We start from the raw sequence: 17,560 nt of genomic DNA on the forward strand, positions 1-17,560 counted from the left end.
TCGGGTTCGCCTACAATCACAATCTCGCTCCAACAATGCCTGCAATCAAAATAAAATTATGAAATTCACCCTCGATGTCGAAAACAATCCCGCAGGCTGGCCGGATCACACTCAATTACCAGAATCCGACGGCACTTTTGTGAAAAACTTTCAAGAACATCCCCAAAGCATTCTATTAACCGATTCAATTACTCCCGTTTTGCAAAGAATCCACGCTGACGGTAACTATTGCATCGGTCAAGACTGCGGCATTTACTGGCGATTAACTGAGCCGCTAGAACGGGGTGCGGAAGCACCGGACTGGTTTTATGTACCTAATGTCCCGCCAACAATTGACGATCAATTGCGCCGTTCTTATGTGATGTGGCAAGAGTTTGTATCACCGTTAATTGTGTTAGAATTTGTATCGGGCAATGGGGCAGAAGAACGGGACAGAACGCCTTTATTGCGATCGGGTCAACAGGAAACTAAGCCGGGTAAATTCTGGATTTATGAAAATGTCATCCATCCGGCATTTTACGGAATTTATGAAGTAACCAAGGCTAGTGTTGAAGTCTATCACCTGATCGAAGATAGGTATCAATTAGTTGCTGCAAATGAGCGAGGTCATTATCCGATCGCACCGTTAGGAGTGGAATTGGGGATTTGGCAAGGAGTGTATCAAAATGTGGAATTACCTTGGTTGCGCTGGTGGGATAGTGAAGGGAATCTGTTGTTATCTGGATCTGAAAGAGCAGAACAAGAGCGGCAAAGAGCCGATCGCGCCGAAGACCAATTAGAGCAATTGCGCGCTCAGTTGCGATCGGCTGGAATTGAACCGAAATTATGAATTGTCTGCAAGTGCGATCGCGCCCCTCCCCAGCGATCGCACGTAAAAACTTTACAATGGCGATCGGGAATATCGATCGCTCCTATTGAAGCTAAAATCAAACAACAACCCCAAATAAATCTATGGGACTCTTTGACAAGATTCGCGGCGAATTTGTCGATATCATCGAATGGTTGGACAATACCAGCGACACCATTGCCTATCGATTCGAGCGTCATCAAAACGAAATTAAACAAGGTGCTAAACTAACTGTACGGCCAGGACAAATAGCAGTCTTTGTCAGCGAAGGCAAAGTTGCCGATGTCTTCGATCCGGGAATGCACGAACTGTACACCCGCAACTTACCCGTTCTGAGTACCTTAAAAGGTTGGCCCTACGGTTTCAACTCTCCCTTTAAAGCAGAAGTCTACTTTTTTAACACCAAAATATTTACCAACCTGAGATGGGGAACATCTAACCCTGTAATTATCCGCGATCCAGAACTCGGCCCAGTGAGAATGCGGGCTTTTGGCACATACAACATCAAAGTTTCCCATCCAGAAAAACTCTTAAAACAACTAATCAGCACTGACGGGCTATTTCAAGTAGATGAAATCACCGATCAACTCCGCAATACAATAGTCAGTGCCTTTGCCAATTGGGTTGGCAATTCCCGCGTTCCCCTGCTGGACTTTGCAGCCAACTACACCCACATGGGCGAACAGGTACGAGTTGCCATAGAGCCAAGTATCCAGCAGTTCGGGTTAGAATTAACTCAGATATTAATTGAAAATATCTCGATGCCTCCAGAAGTTGAAGAAGCACTCGACAAACGAGCCTCGATCGGACTTCTGGGAAATATGCAGCAATATACCCAATATCAAGCTGCTAACGCCGTAGAAGCATCAGCAAATAACCCCAGCGGCGGCAATCAAGGATTAGAATTGGGCATGGGAATGGCACTAGGTCAGCAAATGACAAATATGATGCAGCCGCCAGCATCGCAGACTCCGCCGCCACCTCCCCCGCCAATACAAACTCAGTGGTATATTGCCCAAAACGGTCAACAATCAGGCCCTTTTGGATTGGAGCAACTTTTGCAAAATGGTTTGACACATCAGGTAATGGTGTGGCGTGCGGGTTTTGACGGCTGGAAGTTAGCATCGCAAGTGCCGGAATTAGCATCTTTGTTGGCGACAGTACCGCCGCCTCCCCCGCCAGCCGCCGCCTAAAATTTTGCATATTTAGTTAATTGGTAATTGGTAATTGGTATGGTTTCTCGATTACCAATTATCAATTACATCACCAATTAACCATTATGAATACTTCTGAACCTGCTGTTAAACGTTTTCCTTGTCCTAGCTGCGGGGCTTATTTAGAGTTCAACCCCCAAGCAGGAAAGCTCAAGTGTGCTTACTGCGGCTGGGAGGATGCAATTCCCCAAACTGCTGAAGAGGTAAAGGAGAACTCTTACGAACAATATCTCCAACTCGATCGCACAACGCTGACAACTTTATCAACAACAGCCCTTGAAGTAAAATGCAATGATTGCGGAGCAAGTGTTACTTTTGAACCGCCGAAAGTAGCGGGTAAATGCCCATTTTGTGCTTCGCCAATTGTGACGCAACCTGAAAAAGCTAGCCCTAGCTTGCATCCAGAGGGAATTGTTCCTTTTGAAGTTACTGATAAACAGGCCAGAGAAAGCATTCAGAAGTGGCTAAGCAACCGCTGGTTTGCTCCTTCTGCTTTGAAATCCCTAGCGCAACAGGAGCAAATTCAAGGGGTTTATTTGCCGTTTTGGACTTACGACACTTATACGGTTAGTTACTATCAAGGTTCTCGCGGAGAACACTACTATGTGACTGAAACTTATACGGAAACAAACTCGCAGGGCGAAACTGAAACTAAAACTCGCGAAGTCCAACATACCAGGTGGTGGCCTGCTTCTGGGAAAGTCGATCGCACTTTTGATGATATTCTGATTCCGGCTACAAGTTTGATCGATCGCCCGCGTCTGGATGCGTTAGAACCTTGGCATCTCAAGGAGTCGCTGCGCCCTTACAATTCATCTTATTTAGCTGGGTTTGAAGCGCAGCGATCGCAAGTTTCTCTCACTCAAGGATTTGAATCTGCTAAAAATGTCATGGCCGGTACTATTCACTCGGATGTTTGTAGGAATATTGGTGGCGACGAACAGCGGGTTCACAGCATTTCTACTGATTACAGTGGTATCACTTTTAAGCATATTTTGCTACCTGTGTGGCTGTGTGCCTATCGTTATCAAAACCAACGATATCAAGTAATGGTTAATGCACGCACCGCTGAAGTTCAAGGCGAACGTCCCTACAGTGTTTGGAAAATTACTGCTGCTGTTGTTAGTGGTGTCGTGCTTGCGGGTGTTATGTACCTATTGTTTACTGGTAATTGGAGATATATCCGTGTTCCCGGTTTGCCTCAACCGCAACCCCAACCAACTTCCCTACCTGTACCGAGACAACAATTACCGCCAGTTCCTATTCCCTCTAGCGCACCTGTACCGAGCCAAAAATTACCGCCAGCGCCTGTTCCCTCTTCTAATTAGTTCATTGTTCATTTTTTATTTAAACGAAGTACAACCGCGTCTCTGAGCGATCGCCCGCAGAAGATCGCGATCGCTTTCTAAACTATATTGCCCACATTCAACTCACCGAGGCGCTTCAAAATACTCAGCACACTGTACAAATCATTCCCCGGATTGAACATAGAAAACCAGCGAGAAAAAGCGTACTGCGGTGTTTCCCGCTTAACTAACTTGACAAACAGAAAATTAGAGCCATTCATTAACAATCCGTAAGTAGGTCGAGCGCTATTCAGATTAGCTAACATATAAGCTAGTAACTGCGGAATCCCGACCTCCAAAGAAAACGCCGCTTTCTTAGATTCAATAACTACTACCCAAAACTCCTGAAACAAAGCCAAAACATCCAACTGTCCCTTCACAATTACTCCCTCATCTTCGTCCACAATTTCTACAGATTTTTCTGAAGTAACATGAAAAGGAGCCAGATAAAAATCCGCTAAATCCAAAAAAGGAGACAGCACAACCATTTTGACTGTATTTTCTAGAAGTGGCGGATGTTTGAGCAAATTCCTGTAACTTGCCTTCACTCTGTCCAGCCGCTGTTTTTCATAATCGCTGATTTCTGCCAAATCATCTTGCCACTCGCGAAAGAATTGGTCATCTTCAACCCACTCAATTTTGAAGTGGGTTTCCAAATCATTCAGTGCAATATTTCTAGCTTGAATTGTTTGTACCATCATTTTACACTAAGTTTAAAGTCTATACAGATTGTGTTGTACGGTGGGCGTTGCCACCTTACAAATGGATTGTTAGCCTAATTACTGCCTCTATTAACTCTTGCTTTCCAACGCATCAACTCTCTTTTCCAGTTCTAGTATCCTCTGAATCATGGGTACACCTTCGACAGAATCTAGGTGTTTAGCTAGGGCGCTAACTATGACATCAGTTTGAGATATGCCCGTTTGCTGAACATATCTTTTGAGCTTGCTAAAAAGACTAGGAGGAACTCTAACAGCTATTTGAGATTTTTTACTCGGAGGTAGACCCTTGAGTTTGGGTTCTACACTTAATGGTTCCACTGCTTCTAGTGGGTGATTTACTTTGTAAACTTCAAAGTCTTTTTCTCTAATTGTGAAAATCCGTCTGTTAAAATACTCGTAATTTCCTTCAGTAAAAGTAGGGGGAGCACCATCTTTTAATTCTGCAGTTCCCAACAGGATTTGACCTTCTTTCTGAAGCTCTGAAAGACGTTCTTTAGAGACCCCTTTTCTGCTACAAAAATCTACTTCACTCTCTCGCACCCAAGGCATTTTACTGATCTCTTCCTCTTCTACAAGCCATACAATTTTAGCTTCGTGTACTAACGTCTCGTCTCTGACAAAACTGGCCATAATTTTTACCTCTATGTGGATGATAACCCGATTATAGCACGCATGGCGAATATGGCAATGCCATAACTCAACGACGCCAAAAATAACTCAGAGCATCCCCGCACCCCTCGCCTCACCTTCCCCAGTTCCCAAAAAAATGTAACGAGTTGTAAAGTATAATTAAACCGAAGCGAACACAGAGGCCAAGTAGTATCAAATGCGAGTTGCGATCGCCGGAGCCGGCTTAGCAGGACTTTCCTGCGCTAAATATCTTACCGACGCGGGCCACACCCCCATCCTCCTAGAAAGTCGGGACGTACTCGGCGGCAAAGTAGCCGCCTGGAAAGATGCGGACGGCGACTGGTACGAAACCGGCCTCCACATCTTCTTCGGCGCATACCCGAATATGCTCCAACTCTTCAAAGAACTTGACATTGAAGACCGGCTGCAATGGAAAGAACACAGCATGATTTTCAATCAGCCGGAAACCCCCGGAACCTATTCCCGCTTTGACTTTCCCGACCTTCCGGCCCCCTTCAACGGCGTCGCAGCCATCTTGAGCAACAACGATATGCTCACCTGGCCCGAAAAAATCCGCTTTGGCATCGGTTTGATTCCGGCGATGCTTCAGGGTCAAAACTATGTCGAAGCAATGGACAAATACTCGTTTTCCGACTGGCTGAAAAAGCAAAACGTCCCCCCCAGAGTCGAAAAAGAAGTATTTATCGCCATGTCCAAGGCGCTCAACTTCATTGACCCCCACGAAATATCTGCAACCATACTGCTGACAGCCCTCAACCGCTTCTTGCAAGAGAAAAATGGCTCGAAAATGGCCTTTTTAGACGGTTCCCCCACAGAGAGGTTGTGTCAGCCGATGGTAGACTACATAACTGAGCGCGGCGGTGAAGTCCGGCTGAATGCACCCATCGGGGAGTTTTTGCTCAACGATGACAACACGGTGCGCGGCTTCCAGATTCGGGGAGTAAAAGGGGCAGAGTCAGAAATTCTGACGGCCGATATTTACGTTTCCGCGATGCCGGTTGACCCGCTGAAGCTGATGATGCCGAAACCTTGGGGCGAAATGGATTATTTCAAACAGCTCGAAGGCTTGGAGGGAGTACCCGTGATTAATGTACACTTGTGGTTCGATCGCAAATTAACTGATATCGACCATTTGCTGTTCTCGCGATCGCCCCTGCTGAGCGTCTACGCCGACATGAGCAACACCTGCCGCGAATATGCCAACCCAGACAAATCAATGCTGGAACTGGTTTTAGCACCGGCAAAAGACTGGATCGGAAAATCTGACGAAGATATCGTCGCAGCCACAATGGTCGAGTTAGAAAAACTCTTTCCCGATCAAATCCCAGAACCCGCCAAACTGCTCAAATATCACGTAGTCAAAACCCCACGTTCCGTCTACAAAGCCACTCCCGGACGCCAGCAGTGCCGTCCCACACAAACAACTCCCATTAGAAATTTCTATCTAACGGGGGATTATACGATGCAGCGTTATCTTGCGAGTATGGAAGGTGCCGTGCTTTCTGGTAAGCTGACAGCGCAGGCTATTTCAACGGCCAATAACCAATGAAAAATTAAGAATTTTTCATAAAGACGTAAAAAATCTCCCGTTTTCTAAACGGGGGAAAATCAGTTCTAATCTTTAAATTTCTTATTCTCGGATGCTGCAACTGTCAAAACTCCAGTGCATGAGAACTCTGGCCTCTGTGGATGACTCTTACGAACTGTGCCGCCAAGTCACGGCGAGTTATGCCAAAAATTTTTATTTAGGCACTCAACTCATGCCCGAAGCCAAGCGTCGGGCGATTTGGGCGATTTACGTCTGGTGCCGCCGCACCGACGAACTCGTAGACGGGCCGGGTTCTGATGCAACGACCCCTGAAACCCTCAATCTGTGGGAAAAACGGCTAGAATCGGTGTTTGCCGGCCATCCTCACGACGACTACGACGTAGCGTTGGTGGATACGCTGTCTCGTTTCCCGATCGACATTCAGCCGTTTCGAGAGATGATTGCGGGCCAGCAAATGGACTTGTACCGTAGCCGCTACGAAACTTTTGAAGAGCTCAATCTTTACTGTTATCGAGTAGCGGGTACTGTAGGGCTGATGTCGATGTCTGTCATGGGTGTAGGCGAATCGAACTCCGCTGCTAACTGGAATTGGCATTGGGGGAATAGAATTCCCAAAGAAGAAGCGATAGCCCTGGGTATTGCTAAGCAGTTGACTAATATTCTGCGCGATGTCGGAGAAGATGCCCGCCGCGGCCGCATTTACATTCCCTTAGAAGACTTAGCCTTGTTTAACTACACCGAAGAAGATTTATTCAACGGTGTAATTGACAACCGCTGGCGGGAATTGATGCGGTTTCAAATTCAGCGAGCTCGCAAATTATACGCCAGCGCCGAGCCCGGAATTAAAGTGCTCAGTCCCGATATCCGCTGGACTGTTTGGGCTGCTACTATGCTGTACAGCAGGATCTTAAATGCGATCGAACGCAATCAATATGATGTGTTTCAGAAGCGGGCTTATGTTAGCAATTCTCAGAAACTGCGGTGTCTCCCCGCTGCTTGGCTGAAGTCAAAAGTGCTTTAGCCGCAGGCAATTGTGCTGGCGATTCGGCAACGGGTAAGGGGTATTTGTCAAGTTACAAATTATATGATGTCCAGCAAATTGCATATGAGGTTTGTGGGGATGCGCTAGTGCCGTGTCCCTAGGTTTGGTGTGTTAATTTAAGTCAAATTAGTGGAGTAGCGGGCGGAATTTGCAATTGGGCGATCGAACTTTCCAACAATTGCTTTTCCTGCTGGAGTTTTGCTTCTAAATTTTGAATTTGTTCTCGGCGGGCTTCAACTTCAATCAAGCGGCGAGACAATTCTTGACTCTGCAAAGTGAGAGATTGCCGCCAATCTTCGGCTTTCTGGGCTTCTTGCTGCAAAAAATCGGGAGTAAAGCCTGTTGTTAAATATTTCTCAACTAATTGTAGTACCCAGTTTGTAGCTGGTTGAATATTTACAACCTGGTTATTTTCGCCAATATCTGCTAATACTAGCATCCCTTCATTTAAAACATTAGTTGCAGAGTTAATTGGATTTTGAGCAAAATCTTTCGGTAATGTCAAGAAACTTTCTTCACTAAGAATAGCCCAAGTATCATCAGAATTTTGGCAAGCCAGCAATTGCAGACTTATCTCGCCTAAATTTTCCTGATTTTGTATTTGGGCTAAATATAGCATGAGGGTAATTAGTGATTGGTAAGTGGTAATTGGGTATTAATTATTGGTTATTAGTTATTGGTTATTAGTTATTTGTATATCTCGCTTGTAGCCGAGACTCGATCCCCCTAAATCCCCCTTAAGAAGGGGGACTTTGAGCGCTTTTGTCCCCCCCTTTTTAAGGGGGGTTAGGGGGGATCGAGAGGATTGTGACTCAGACAGAAAACCCATACTACCTTGACTGTACAATTTAGATGCGCCTCAACTTAACAGTCAACAGTCAACTGTCAACTATTAAAACACCTTTAGCCGATCGCGCAAAATCTCGGCCTGTTTTTCGGCTTCCGCCAAAGCATCCCTCGCCCCCTGAACCACATCAGGAGTAGCCTTATCCACAAACTTCTGATTAGTCAAGCGCGCCGCAGTATGCTTAATTTCAGCTTCCACCTTACTCAACTTCTTTTCTAACTTAGCACGCAAAGCCGCCAAATCGACCACCCCAGCCAGAGGAATCAATACTTGCACAGTACCTACAACCCCAGCAATTGTCTGTCCCAAATCTGTATCCAAACTAGCAGTAACTGTCAGATTTTCGACTTTTGCCAAATCCTGAATGTAAACGCCTCCATCTGAGAGGATTTGGCGTTCTTTCTCGCTTTCGCTTTGCAAAATCGCCGTCACCTTCACACTGGGTTTGATATCAGCATCTGCCCGCAAATTGCGAACTGTGCGAATTGTACCGAACAACAACTCAAACTGCTGTTCTAATTCAGCATCAATGAGCGAGATATCCGCTTCAGGATAAGCTTGCAAAGCCAAACATTGATCGTCACCTGTTTGAGTCAGAGTGTGCCAAATCTCCTCAGTAATGTGCGGCATAAAAGGATGCAGCAGTTTCAGAATACCCTCCAACACAAAAGCAAAAGTTTGCTGTGCCACTTTCTTAGAATTTGGTTCAGCATCTTGTTGCAAGCGAGATTTGACTAACTCAATATACCAGTCGCAAAAATCGCCCCAAATAAACTCATAAAGTCCCTTCGCCGCTTCCCCCAAACCGTAACTTTCCAAACAATTGCGGCTTTCTTGCACAACTTGATAATAGCGAGAAAGAATCCAGCGATCGCACAATTCCAAACCACCTCCCACAGAAGGACTTCCCAATTGTTGCGGAGTCTGTCCCTCCAAATTCATCATCACAAACCTAGCCGCATTCCACAACTTATTCGTGAAGTTCCGGGAAGCTTCCACCGATTTCGATTCATCAGTTTTGCGATCGTACTCCATGCGAATATTTTGACCTGCCCCTACCACTTCCTTAACCAAAGTGTAGCGCAAAGCATCAGTACCGTACTTGCCAATCAACAGCAGCGGGTCAATACCGTTATTTTTACTCTTAGACATTTTCTGACCGTTTTCATCCAACACCAAACCGTGAATGTAAACAGTATCAAAAGGCATCTTTCCAGTAAAATGTCCTGCCATCATCGTCATTCTAGCTACCCAGAAAAAGATGATATCAAAACCTGTAACCAAAGTAGTTGTCGGATAGTAAAAATCCAAATCTTTAGTTTCGTCCGGCCATCCCAGAGTTGAGAAAGGCCACAACCCAGATGAAAACCAAGTATCCAATACATCTGGATCTCTTGCTAGCTGCACGTCATTACCAAATTTAGCCGTAGCTTTTTCCTTAGCTTCAGCTTCTGTTTTCGCAACTATAAAAGGTGTTGTATCAGTAATTTCTCCTTGGGTTTCGCTAACAGCATACCAAGCCGGAATTTGGTGTCCCCACCACAATTGTCTGGAGATACACCAATCCTTTAGCTTCACCAGCCAATCGCGATAAACCTTTGTCCATCTGTCAGGAACAAAGACTGGTGAGTTACTTTGATCTAATGCTTCTAAAGCGCGTTGAGAAAGAGGGTTTATCTTCACAAACCATTGAGTAGATAGCAACGGTTCGACCGGAACTTTGCCGCGTTCGCTGTAGGGTACTGTATGCTTGTAATCTTCTATTTTAACCAAAACCCCGTCAGTTTCTAACCGCTGCACCACATTTTTCCGGGCAACAAATCGATCTTGTCCCTGGAACTCTCCGGCATTTTCATTTAAAGTGCCGTCCTTATTCATAATGTTAATAAACGGCAAATTGTGACGCTTACCCATCTCGAAGTCATTCGGATCGTGGGCGGGTGTCACCTTGACACAACCAGTTCCGAAAGTCGGATCGACAAACTCATCAGCAATGATTGGGATTTCGCGATTCACGATCGGCAAAGTCACAGTTTTACCGATAAGATGCTTGTAGCGATCGTCCTGTGGATTCACAGCCACCCCAGTATCGCCCAACATCGTTTCCGGCCGAGTCGTCGCCACCTCCAAATAACCAGAACCATCCGTCAAAGGATAGCGGAAATGCCACAAATGCCCGTCAACTTCCTGCTGGTCTACCTCCAAATCCGACACAGCAGACTGACTGGCTGGACACCAATTCACCAAGTAATTGCCGCGATAAATCAGCCCCTCATCGTACAGACGGACAAACGCTTCTAAAACCGCAGCGGATAAGCCTTCATCCATCGTAAAGCGTTCGCGCGACCAATCAACAGACACGCCCAAACTGCGTAATTGATTAGTAATAGTATTGCCCGATTCCGCTTTCCACTCCCAGGCCCGTTCCAAGAATTTTTCTCGGCCTAAATCGTGACGAGTTTTGCCTTCTGCTTTGAGTTGCTTTTCGAGAATAGTTTGAACTGCGATGCTAGCATGATCCGTTCCCGGCAACCATAGGGTATTGCGTCCAGTCATGCGGTGATAGCGGACGAGGACATCAATCAGCGTCTCTTCAAAAGCGTGTCCCATGTGGAGGCTGCCGGTCACGTTGGGCGGCGGAATGACAACGCAGTAAGGTTCGCCGCCGGCTTCTGGGTCAGCTTTGAAGGTTTGGTTGTCTTCCCAGTATTTTTGCCACTTCGCTTCGGTGGCTTGGGGGTCGTATTGGGGGGGTAGGTTTGCGGTCATGGTGGCTTGAGAGTTTGATCTTATTTAAGATTGTGCCACAGGAGAGGGAGGAGAAGAGTTTTGAACCGCAGAGGGCGCAGAGGGCGCAGAGGGAAGAATGCTGGGAGGGTTTTGGGTTATGATTGCGATCTAGGTTTGAGAAGAGGAGAGAGGAGAGTTGGGAGAGGAGCTTAATGAGTTGACTTATGCTGTGATTGGGTCAGCAATGGAGGTTCATAAGGAGTTGGGGCCGGGGTTTTTGGAAGCGGTATATGAGAATTCGTTGCGTGAAGAACTCTCGCGCCGGGGAATTCCTTTTCAACCTCAACCTACAGTAAATGTAACTTATAAAGGTGTTGTGGTTGGGGAAGGCAGATACGATATGCTGGTTGCCAACACTATCGTAGTTGAATTAAAGTCAGTCCAAACTATACTTCCTATCCATGAAGCTCAAGTTATTTCATATCTGAAAATGACTGGTTATCCTCTCGGTCTTCTCATCAACTTTAACGTCCGCTTTTTAAAAGAAGGAATCCGCCGCCTCATCCTCTCCTAAATAAACCTCTCATCCCTCTCTTCTCTGCGCCCTCTGCGCCCTCTGCGGTTAAATCCTCTTAATATCTCTAATTATTTCACCTCTTTATAATCAACTCCATAACTCGTATCTCTCCCCGACAAATACGTCGTTTTCCCCGTTAAAGTCTCAAGAGCTTTTTTCGTTTCAGCCGAAGTAATCGAATTCAGAGGTACGCCGAACTTGCTAGCCAAGGCAGCCGCCACGCCCACACCTTGTCCTTGATAAATATTCACTGTCGCAATTCGCCCGACGGATACAGCCATACCGACATAACCGGACGATCGCCCGACTATGGCTAAATTCTTCACTTTGCTAGCTAAAGCACTTTCTATCCCGAAATTATAGACTGGCAGCGGCGGAATTCTCGCAGATAAATTCTTGACTCCGCCCCGCATATCGAAATCGTAGGAAAAACTGCCGATCGACTTTTCGGGTACTGTTCCCCCTTTGATAATCTCCTGCCCCGTCAGCGGATCTACCACATCGCGAACGTTCAAAGTTTGCCTGATATAAATCTCGTCAGGAATAAATACTCTCACATCTTTACCAGACTTCTTTTGTAGCCAGTATTGGAGAAATGACATTTCTCTAATCATTTCAGGAGTCGGTTTTCTGCCGTTAGCTTCCATCTTCATGATTTGGTCAACTTGGTATTTAAACAGAAACCCGTTCCAAGACAGCACATTTTTGTTATAAACGCAGACATTGCCTTTATCAAAAAAGAATCCTTTATTTTGACTGAAGGGCAGCTTTCTGTCTATGTGATACGCTGCACCTATAGCTACGCTTCTGATGTCGTACCCGTCTGTATATGGCTGATAAATCGTACTCCAGAAATTCCTCATCCAGAATTTTGTACTAGCCGGATCTTTAGATTTCATAATGCTTTCTTTAATCTTTTTTACCAAAGGCCTGTTGTAGAGAATTTCATCTTCTATGCTGCGGAATTCGGACATCGTTATACCCGTGATTCTCGGAACTACAGAGACAGCTAAAGTTTCATTTTTGGATTTTATATTTTGAGATTCATATCCTGTATAATAAGATAACCCTGATTTTCTTGCCAATTCGGCGTCTTGAGTTACGTCAATAAAAGAGTTGGCTTTAATTATGAGATTGCTGCCTTTTACTTCGGCATATTCAATTTTTTTATCGACGACGCGGGGAGTAAGAGTTGAGTTGGAAATAACTTTGATTCCGGCTGCTGAAAGCATCTGTTTGAGAGCTCTATCTGCCTTTTTTGGGTCTAAGCAAGATTCGGGCGCATCCGCTTTATCTAAGAATTCCTTAAAACATTGCGCGTAAGGTTGGCGATACCAACCGGGGATTTTATCTACATCGATGTAAGCTAAACCGCCGCGGGTGAGTAAGCCGCCCAAAGGTGCTCTTCCGTAGTTTGATCGCACGATCGCAACTTTGCCCTTTGCGCCTAAAGTTTTCTTAGCCCATATCGCCGCACATATCCCCGGTACTTCATCACCATATACTACTACATCAAACTTTTGCTCCGGTGATTTTTTGGGAACTACCGGAGGCGGGCTGCTGGGTTTTTGCGGCAGATTTCCAGCGTCTAAGGTAGCACTTGCTGGGTCTCTATTTGCGATATAATTTTCTATTTCTCTGAAAACTGGATAATTAAGTAAAAGTTTTAGGGCGGCAAAGATAATTGCAATTGAAGCTAATTTCTTAAAAGTAGAGAGCATTCAGTTGACTCGTTTGTAAATTTGCATTACCTGAAAGCACAGTTCAGGGTTGACGGAATTGAATATAGCACGTTTAGATAATTTCGACACAAGTTTAAATTTTCCGGCAACTGTTGTTAGAGGTTTTGCCAGTGTTACTGGTTTGGCAGGGCAATTGATGAGGGTAATGATGGTGGGTGCGATCGCATCTCAGATATCTGGTGTCGGGAAGGGCGATCGGTTACAATAATTTAAAAACAACAATTGAGTCACCTTAAACATACCGAAAAAATGCAAAAAGTTTTTGTACATCCTGAATGTCCTTTTTCAGCAGAGACATTTAAATTATTGGAAGAATTTTCTGCGGCTGAGGACTGGTCGGATTTTTATATGGCACGTAAAAAAGATTTCTTAAAATATTTAGAACAGCCGTTAAAGCATATTTCAAGTCAGGTGGAAGAGATGTTGCCATGTTTTATCAAAAAACATATAAGTATTAAGTGGGAAAAACTTGCCTCTACCAACAAAATTAGAACATTATCTTCTTGCTTAATGGTTTATAGTGTAGCTTTTGGTCTTGAATATAGCAGGTCTCTAGATGATGCTCAGTTAATGCTAATATTCGATCGCCAAAATTTAACCTTTGGGTTTTATGCAGAAAAAGATTGTGTTAGTCACATACTAAATAATTATCAACGCAATTATATAGATAGAGTCGATGTAATGGGAATGCTTAAACGTTACACTCTCCCCAATCAATATTATTGCTCTTTAACTCAGAAAATAATTCGTGTGAATTCTCCTTTGCCGGAATCTCGTTCCATATCTATGGAACCTAAAAAATCTATTTATGAATTAGTAGAACATATTATTTCTCTATCCGAACTGCCACCCCCAATAAAAAATAACACAATTACTAATCTTCAGATTGATATATCACTTGAATCGGAAGAACTATTAGGATATTCTGCTAAACGGTTAATTCAAAAAATAACAAATACATTTCAACAAATATTTCCATTATTTTTATGTGCCAAGCGGTACGATGATGATTCAGATATTCTTTTCAGGGAAAGTTATTCAGCATATGAAGAAGAACTTAATCCAGTCTATCCTTTAGAATATTTTTCTTATATTACTGGTTTTCAAACATCTGAACTCGATCGCTGGATACGCACCATTAACCGCAAACAACAAGCCATCATCCAAGGCCCGCCCGGAACCGGAAAAACCTTCATTGCTGAAAAACTAGCCCAACACTTAATCGGTGGCGGTGACGGCTTTTCAGACATTATCCAATTTCATCCAGCTTATACTTATGAAGACTTCATCCAAGGCATCCGTCCCCAAAGTCAAAATGGGGAATTAACTTATCCCATAGTTCCCGGCAGGTTCCTAGAATTTTGCAAACAAGCCGAAGCCTGTGAAGACACTTGCGTTCTCATTATTGATGAAATTAATCGCGCAAATTTATCTCAGGTATTTGGAGAGTTAATGTATTTGCTTGATGACCGCGATCGCACCGTTAAATTAGCCAGTAGCGAACAATTTAGAATACCTAAAAATGTCCGCATTATCGGCACAATGAACACAGCAGACCGTTCTATTGCCTTAGTCGATAACGCACTCCGCCGCCGCTTCGCATTCATTCCCGTCTATCCAAACTATGAAGTCCTGCGACAGTATCACCACAGAGAGGAAACAGGTTTCCCAGTTGATAAATTAACTAGCATTCTAGAAGATGTCAATCGGGCAATTAACAACAAACACTATGAACTAGGCATCTCCTTCTTTTTGACAAAAACCTTAGCTGAAGATATCCAAGATATTTGGCAAATGGAAATTGAGCCATACCTCGAAGAATACTTCTTTGATAGCCTGGAAAAAATGGATGAGTTTCTTTGGGAGAATATCAAGAATAAATTGGGCTATTGACAATCTAACGCCGTCATTAACGCCGATACGGTGGCGTTACTGCATCCACGACAATTATGAAACCAGAATACCGCCGAATTATCGAACTTACAGAATATCAATTAGCAACTTTTGAACAAGACTCAATCCCCCTATCATTAGGACAGAAAATATACCATAATTATGCCAAGGAAATAGAGATAGAATTTCCCAACTTTAAAACAAAATATCAATGGCACTTAAAATCTAAAGGCAGAGTTGGCAACATTCCCATCACTCCAGAGTTTCACATTATCATCCACCCAAAAGTCCCAATTGCCAACTTATTCGGAATGCTTGAGTATGCCTACAAACTTAAGATAAAATTTCCCCAAGGAGCGATTCAGTGCCAATTTTTAGAACAAAGTTACGAGAGATTAGCTAACATTCTTGCCCAAAAAAATCTAGAACGCTGTCGCAAAGGATTATATCGCGATTACTTATCCAAAACCGAAAGACTCGCCTACATTCGCGGCCGCGTCGATTTGCGGTCAGCCCTGCAAAAACCTTGGGATGTTAAACTAAAATGCCACTATAACGAACAAACAGGCGACATCGAAGACAATCAAATACTCGCTTGGACACTATTCATCATTGGCCGCAGCGGTTTGTGCCGTGAATCTGTTTCATCCACTGTGCGAAAAGCCTTTCACGCACTCCAAGGATTTGTTACATTAAAACCTTTTAAATCAGAAGCTTGTATTGATAGAAATTATCACCGTTTGAATCAAGATTATCAACTTTTACACGCCTTATGTCGATTTTTTTTAGATAACACAGGGCCGAGTCACGAAAGTGGCGATCGCGAAATGCTCCCTTTTCTCATTGACATGGCTAATTTATATGAACAATTTGTCGCTGAATGGCTCAAAGCAAATACACCAAAAGGCTTTTTTGTCAAACAACAACACCGAGTCACCCATGACCAAAATTATTACGATCGGATTGACTTACTCCTCGGCGATAGTGAAACAAAAAAAGTCCAATACGTCATCGATACAAAATACAAAGCTCCCGATAAAGTAGCCAATAATGACATTCATCAAATAGTTGCTTACGCAAATGCGTTAAAGTGCCAAAATGCAATTCTCGTCTACCCGCAAAACCTCAAACAGCCACTAGATATAAAAAATGACGATATTCGAGTTCGCAGTCTAACTTTTTCCCTAAATAGCGACCTCAATGAAGCCGGAATAACCTTCTTAACCTCTCTACTTCCAAACACCCTCCCCTAACTCTACTCTGCACCCTCTGCGCCCTCTGCGGTTCATTTCTCCACAAAAAAAGAGGCGCAATTGCGCCTCCCCAATCTTTCATGTCTGCGTTTTAAACACTAACAGCCACTTTCGCTTCCTTCGCAGTCAACTTCTCGTAAGTCGCCCGCATCTTCAATCCGACTAACACTTGGAACAAACCAGTTCCATTGTTAGAACCAGGATATTCGCGGTGCTGGAGCAACAGGTGAGTTAACTCGCCTTCATACTTCGCAGAAGTCTTGCTCAAATGGCTTTCGATGTAAATAACTTCTTCGAGATTCTCGAACTGACCATCTACTTCTAAAATCGAGACTTCGTGACCGTAGAAAGCATCAGGCCCGTAGTACATCTTAATTCCGGGATAGGAACAAGTCAGCTTGCGGCCGCAAGGAACCCAGTTAATTGTGGAACCTTCGTCAAACAAATACGCAGGCTCAAAATTGGCGATGCCTTCGCGCTGGATCATCTGCACGCGCAGAACTTTCCGCTCTTTGTCATCTTTGATCAAGTTGGTCGGCAACACTTGAATTACCACATCAGCATATTGCTTTTGCGGGTCGATGTAGGCGGTAAAATCCGGTTTGCGAGCATTGATCGCAAACAGCACGTCTTCGTAACGGTGGCCCCGTTCCGCCATGTCGCGCTGGATTTTCCAAGCAATTTTTACCTCGTCGCTGATGTCGAGGTAGACGCTGAAGTCGAGGAGCGATCGAACTCGCTCGTCGTACAGCGGATGCAGCCCTTCAATCACAATCACATGATTCGGCTCTACCCGCTCAGGAGGATCGAGCAGACCGGTTTCGTGGTTGTAAATCGGCTTGTCGATCGCGTGACCTTCTTTGAGAGCCTTCATTTGCTCGGCCATCAGGTCAAAATTGTTGGCTCTGGGGTCAAGGGCTGTAATCCCTGTTTCCTTGCGCTGCTTGCGATCGAGACAATGATAGTCGTCGAGGCAGATTACAGTAACGAAATCTTCCCCGAACAAATCTGTCAATCGGCGTAAAAAAGTAGATTTTCCGCATCCGGAATCTCCGGCAACGCCAATTAAAACCACGCGATCCGGCTTACTGGTCATAGTTTCCCTCTAACAAAATCACTGTTTACTAACTAACTCAAGTCTAGATTC

At 44.5% G+C, this 17,560-nt stretch carries 15 protein-coding genes; 9 read left to right on the plus strand and 6 right to left on the minus strand.

Translation table 11 applies throughout. The annotated features are described in order from the left end of the window. The first annotated feature begins 58 nt into the window (after positions 1 to 58). The 3 genes from QUA25_RS04190 to QUA25_RS04200 all read left to right on the plus strand — a co-directional run bounded on the left by QUA25_RS04190 (position 59) and on the right by QUA25_RS04200 (position 3,389). Positions 59 to 829, plus strand: coding sequence for a Uma2 family endonuclease (locus QUA25_RS04190; RefSeq protein ID WP_333035828.1), 771 nt, complete (start codon positions 59 to 61; stop codon positions 827 to 829). A gap of 122 nt (positions 830 to 951) precedes the next feature. Continuing rightward, entirely contained in the window at positions 952 to 2,040 is a 1,089-nt protein-coding gene (locus QUA25_RS04195) for an SPFH domain-containing protein (RefSeq protein ID WP_333035829.1), read from the plus strand. Between the two features lie 86 nt (positions 2,041 to 2,126). Continuing rightward, positions 2,127 to 3,389: a hypothetical protein gene (locus tag QUA25_RS04200; RefSeq protein ID WP_333035830.1), complete on the plus strand. Its 1,263-nt coding sequence runs from the start codon at positions 2,127 to 2,129 to the stop codon at positions 3,387 to 3,389. 77 nt (positions 3,390 to 3,466) lie between these two features. Here the strand turns inward: QUA25_RS04200 and QUA25_RS04205 are convergent, their stop codons facing one another. Both QUA25_RS04205 and QUA25_RS04210 read right to left on the minus strand, forming a co-directional pair. After that, entirely contained in the window at positions 3,467 to 4,108 is a 642-nt protein-coding gene (locus QUA25_RS04205; protein ID WP_445242195.1) for a restriction endonuclease subunit R, read from the minus strand. Positions 4,109 to 4,198: 90 nt separating this feature from the next. After that, positions 4,199 to 4,759 (minus strand): DUF6009 family protein, encoded by a 561-nt coding sequence (locus tag QUA25_RS04210; RefSeq protein WP_333035831.1) that lies wholly within the window; start codon positions 4,757 to 4,759, stop codon positions 4,199 to 4,201. Between the two features lie 196 nt (positions 4,760 to 4,955). Between QUA25_RS04210 and pds the strand changes: the two genes are divergently transcribed. After that, positions 4,956 to 6,329 (plus strand): 15-cis-phytoene desaturase, encoded by a 1,374-nt coding sequence (gene pds, locus QUA25_RS04215; RefSeq protein WP_333035833.1) that lies wholly within the window; start codon positions 4,956 to 4,958, stop codon positions 6,327 to 6,329. A gap of 91 nt (positions 6,330 to 6,420) precedes the next feature. Continuing rightward, a complete protein-coding gene (gene crtB / locus QUA25_RS04220) occupies positions 6,421 to 7,350 on the plus strand; it encodes a 15-cis-phytoene synthase CrtB (protein ID WP_333035836.1) in 930 nt (309 codons plus the stop codon). Positions 7,351 to 7,492: 142 nt separating this feature from the next. Here the strand turns inward: crtB and QUA25_RS04225 are convergent, their stop codons facing one another. Both QUA25_RS04225 and QUA25_RS04230 read right to left on the minus strand, forming a co-directional pair. Further along, positions 7,493 to 7,990 carry a hypothetical protein gene (locus tag QUA25_RS04225; RefSeq protein WP_333035839.1) on the minus strand — a complete coding sequence of 166 codons (498 nt, stop codon included), beginning with the start codon at positions 7,988 to 7,990 and terminating at the stop codon, positions 7,493 to 7,495. A gap of 273 nt (positions 7,991 to 8,263) precedes the next feature. Further along, a complete protein-coding gene (locus QUA25_RS04230; RefSeq protein ID WP_333035840.1) occupies positions 8,264 to 10,987 on the minus strand; it encodes a valine--tRNA ligase in 2,724 nt (907 codons plus the stop codon). Positions 10,988 to 11,144: 157 nt separating this feature from the next. Between QUA25_RS04230 and QUA25_RS04235 the strand changes: the two genes are divergently transcribed. After that, positions 11,145 to 11,522, plus strand: a complete 378-nt coding sequence (locus tag QUA25_RS04235) for a GxxExxY protein (protein WP_333035842.1) — start codon at positions 11,145 to 11,147, stop codon at positions 11,520 to 11,522. 71 nt (positions 11,523 to 11,593) lie between these two features. On the opposite strand, the gene QUA25_RS04240 is transcribed toward QUA25_RS04235, so the two are convergent. Beyond that, positions 11,594 to 13,246 (minus strand): FAD-dependent oxidoreductase, encoded by a 1,653-nt coding sequence (locus QUA25_RS04240; protein WP_333035844.1) that lies wholly within the window; start codon positions 13,244 to 13,246, stop codon positions 11,594 to 11,596. 58 nt (positions 13,247 to 13,304) lie between these two features. On the opposite strand from QUA25_RS04240, the gene QUA25_RS04245 reads away from it, so the two are divergent. The 3 genes from QUA25_RS04245 to QUA25_RS04255 are packed head-to-tail and all read left to right on the plus strand — an operon-like array spanning position 13,305 to position 16,413. Continuing rightward, entirely contained in the window at positions 13,305 to 13,475 is a 171-nt protein-coding gene (locus QUA25_RS04245; protein WP_333035845.1) for a hypothetical protein, read from the plus strand. A 41-nt stretch (positions 13,476 to 13,516) separates the two neighbouring features. After that, positions 13,517 to 15,160 (plus strand): AAA family ATPase, encoded by a 1,644-nt coding sequence (locus tag QUA25_RS04250; protein WP_333035847.1) that lies wholly within the window; start codon positions 13,517 to 13,519, stop codon positions 15,158 to 15,160. Positions 15,161 to 15,216: 56 nt separating this feature from the next. After that, positions 15,217 to 16,413 (plus strand): 5-methylcytosine restriction system specificity protein McrC, encoded by a 1,197-nt coding sequence (locus tag QUA25_RS04255; protein ID WP_333035849.1) that lies wholly within the window; start codon positions 15,217 to 15,219, stop codon positions 16,411 to 16,413. 91 nt (positions 16,414 to 16,504) lie between these two features. Here the strand turns inward: QUA25_RS04255 and QUA25_RS04260 are convergent, their stop codons facing one another. After that, a complete protein-coding gene (locus QUA25_RS04260; protein WP_333035850.1) occupies positions 16,505 to 17,509 on the minus strand; it encodes a phosphoribulokinase in 1,005 nt (334 codons plus the stop codon). Positions 17,510 to 17,560: the final 51 nt, after the last annotated feature.

The sequence above is a fragment of the Microcoleus sp. Pol17C6 genome (genome assembly GCF_036701145.1).
GTDB lineage: Bacteria > Cyanobacteriota > Cyanobacteriia > Cyanobacteriales > Microcoleaceae > Microcoleus.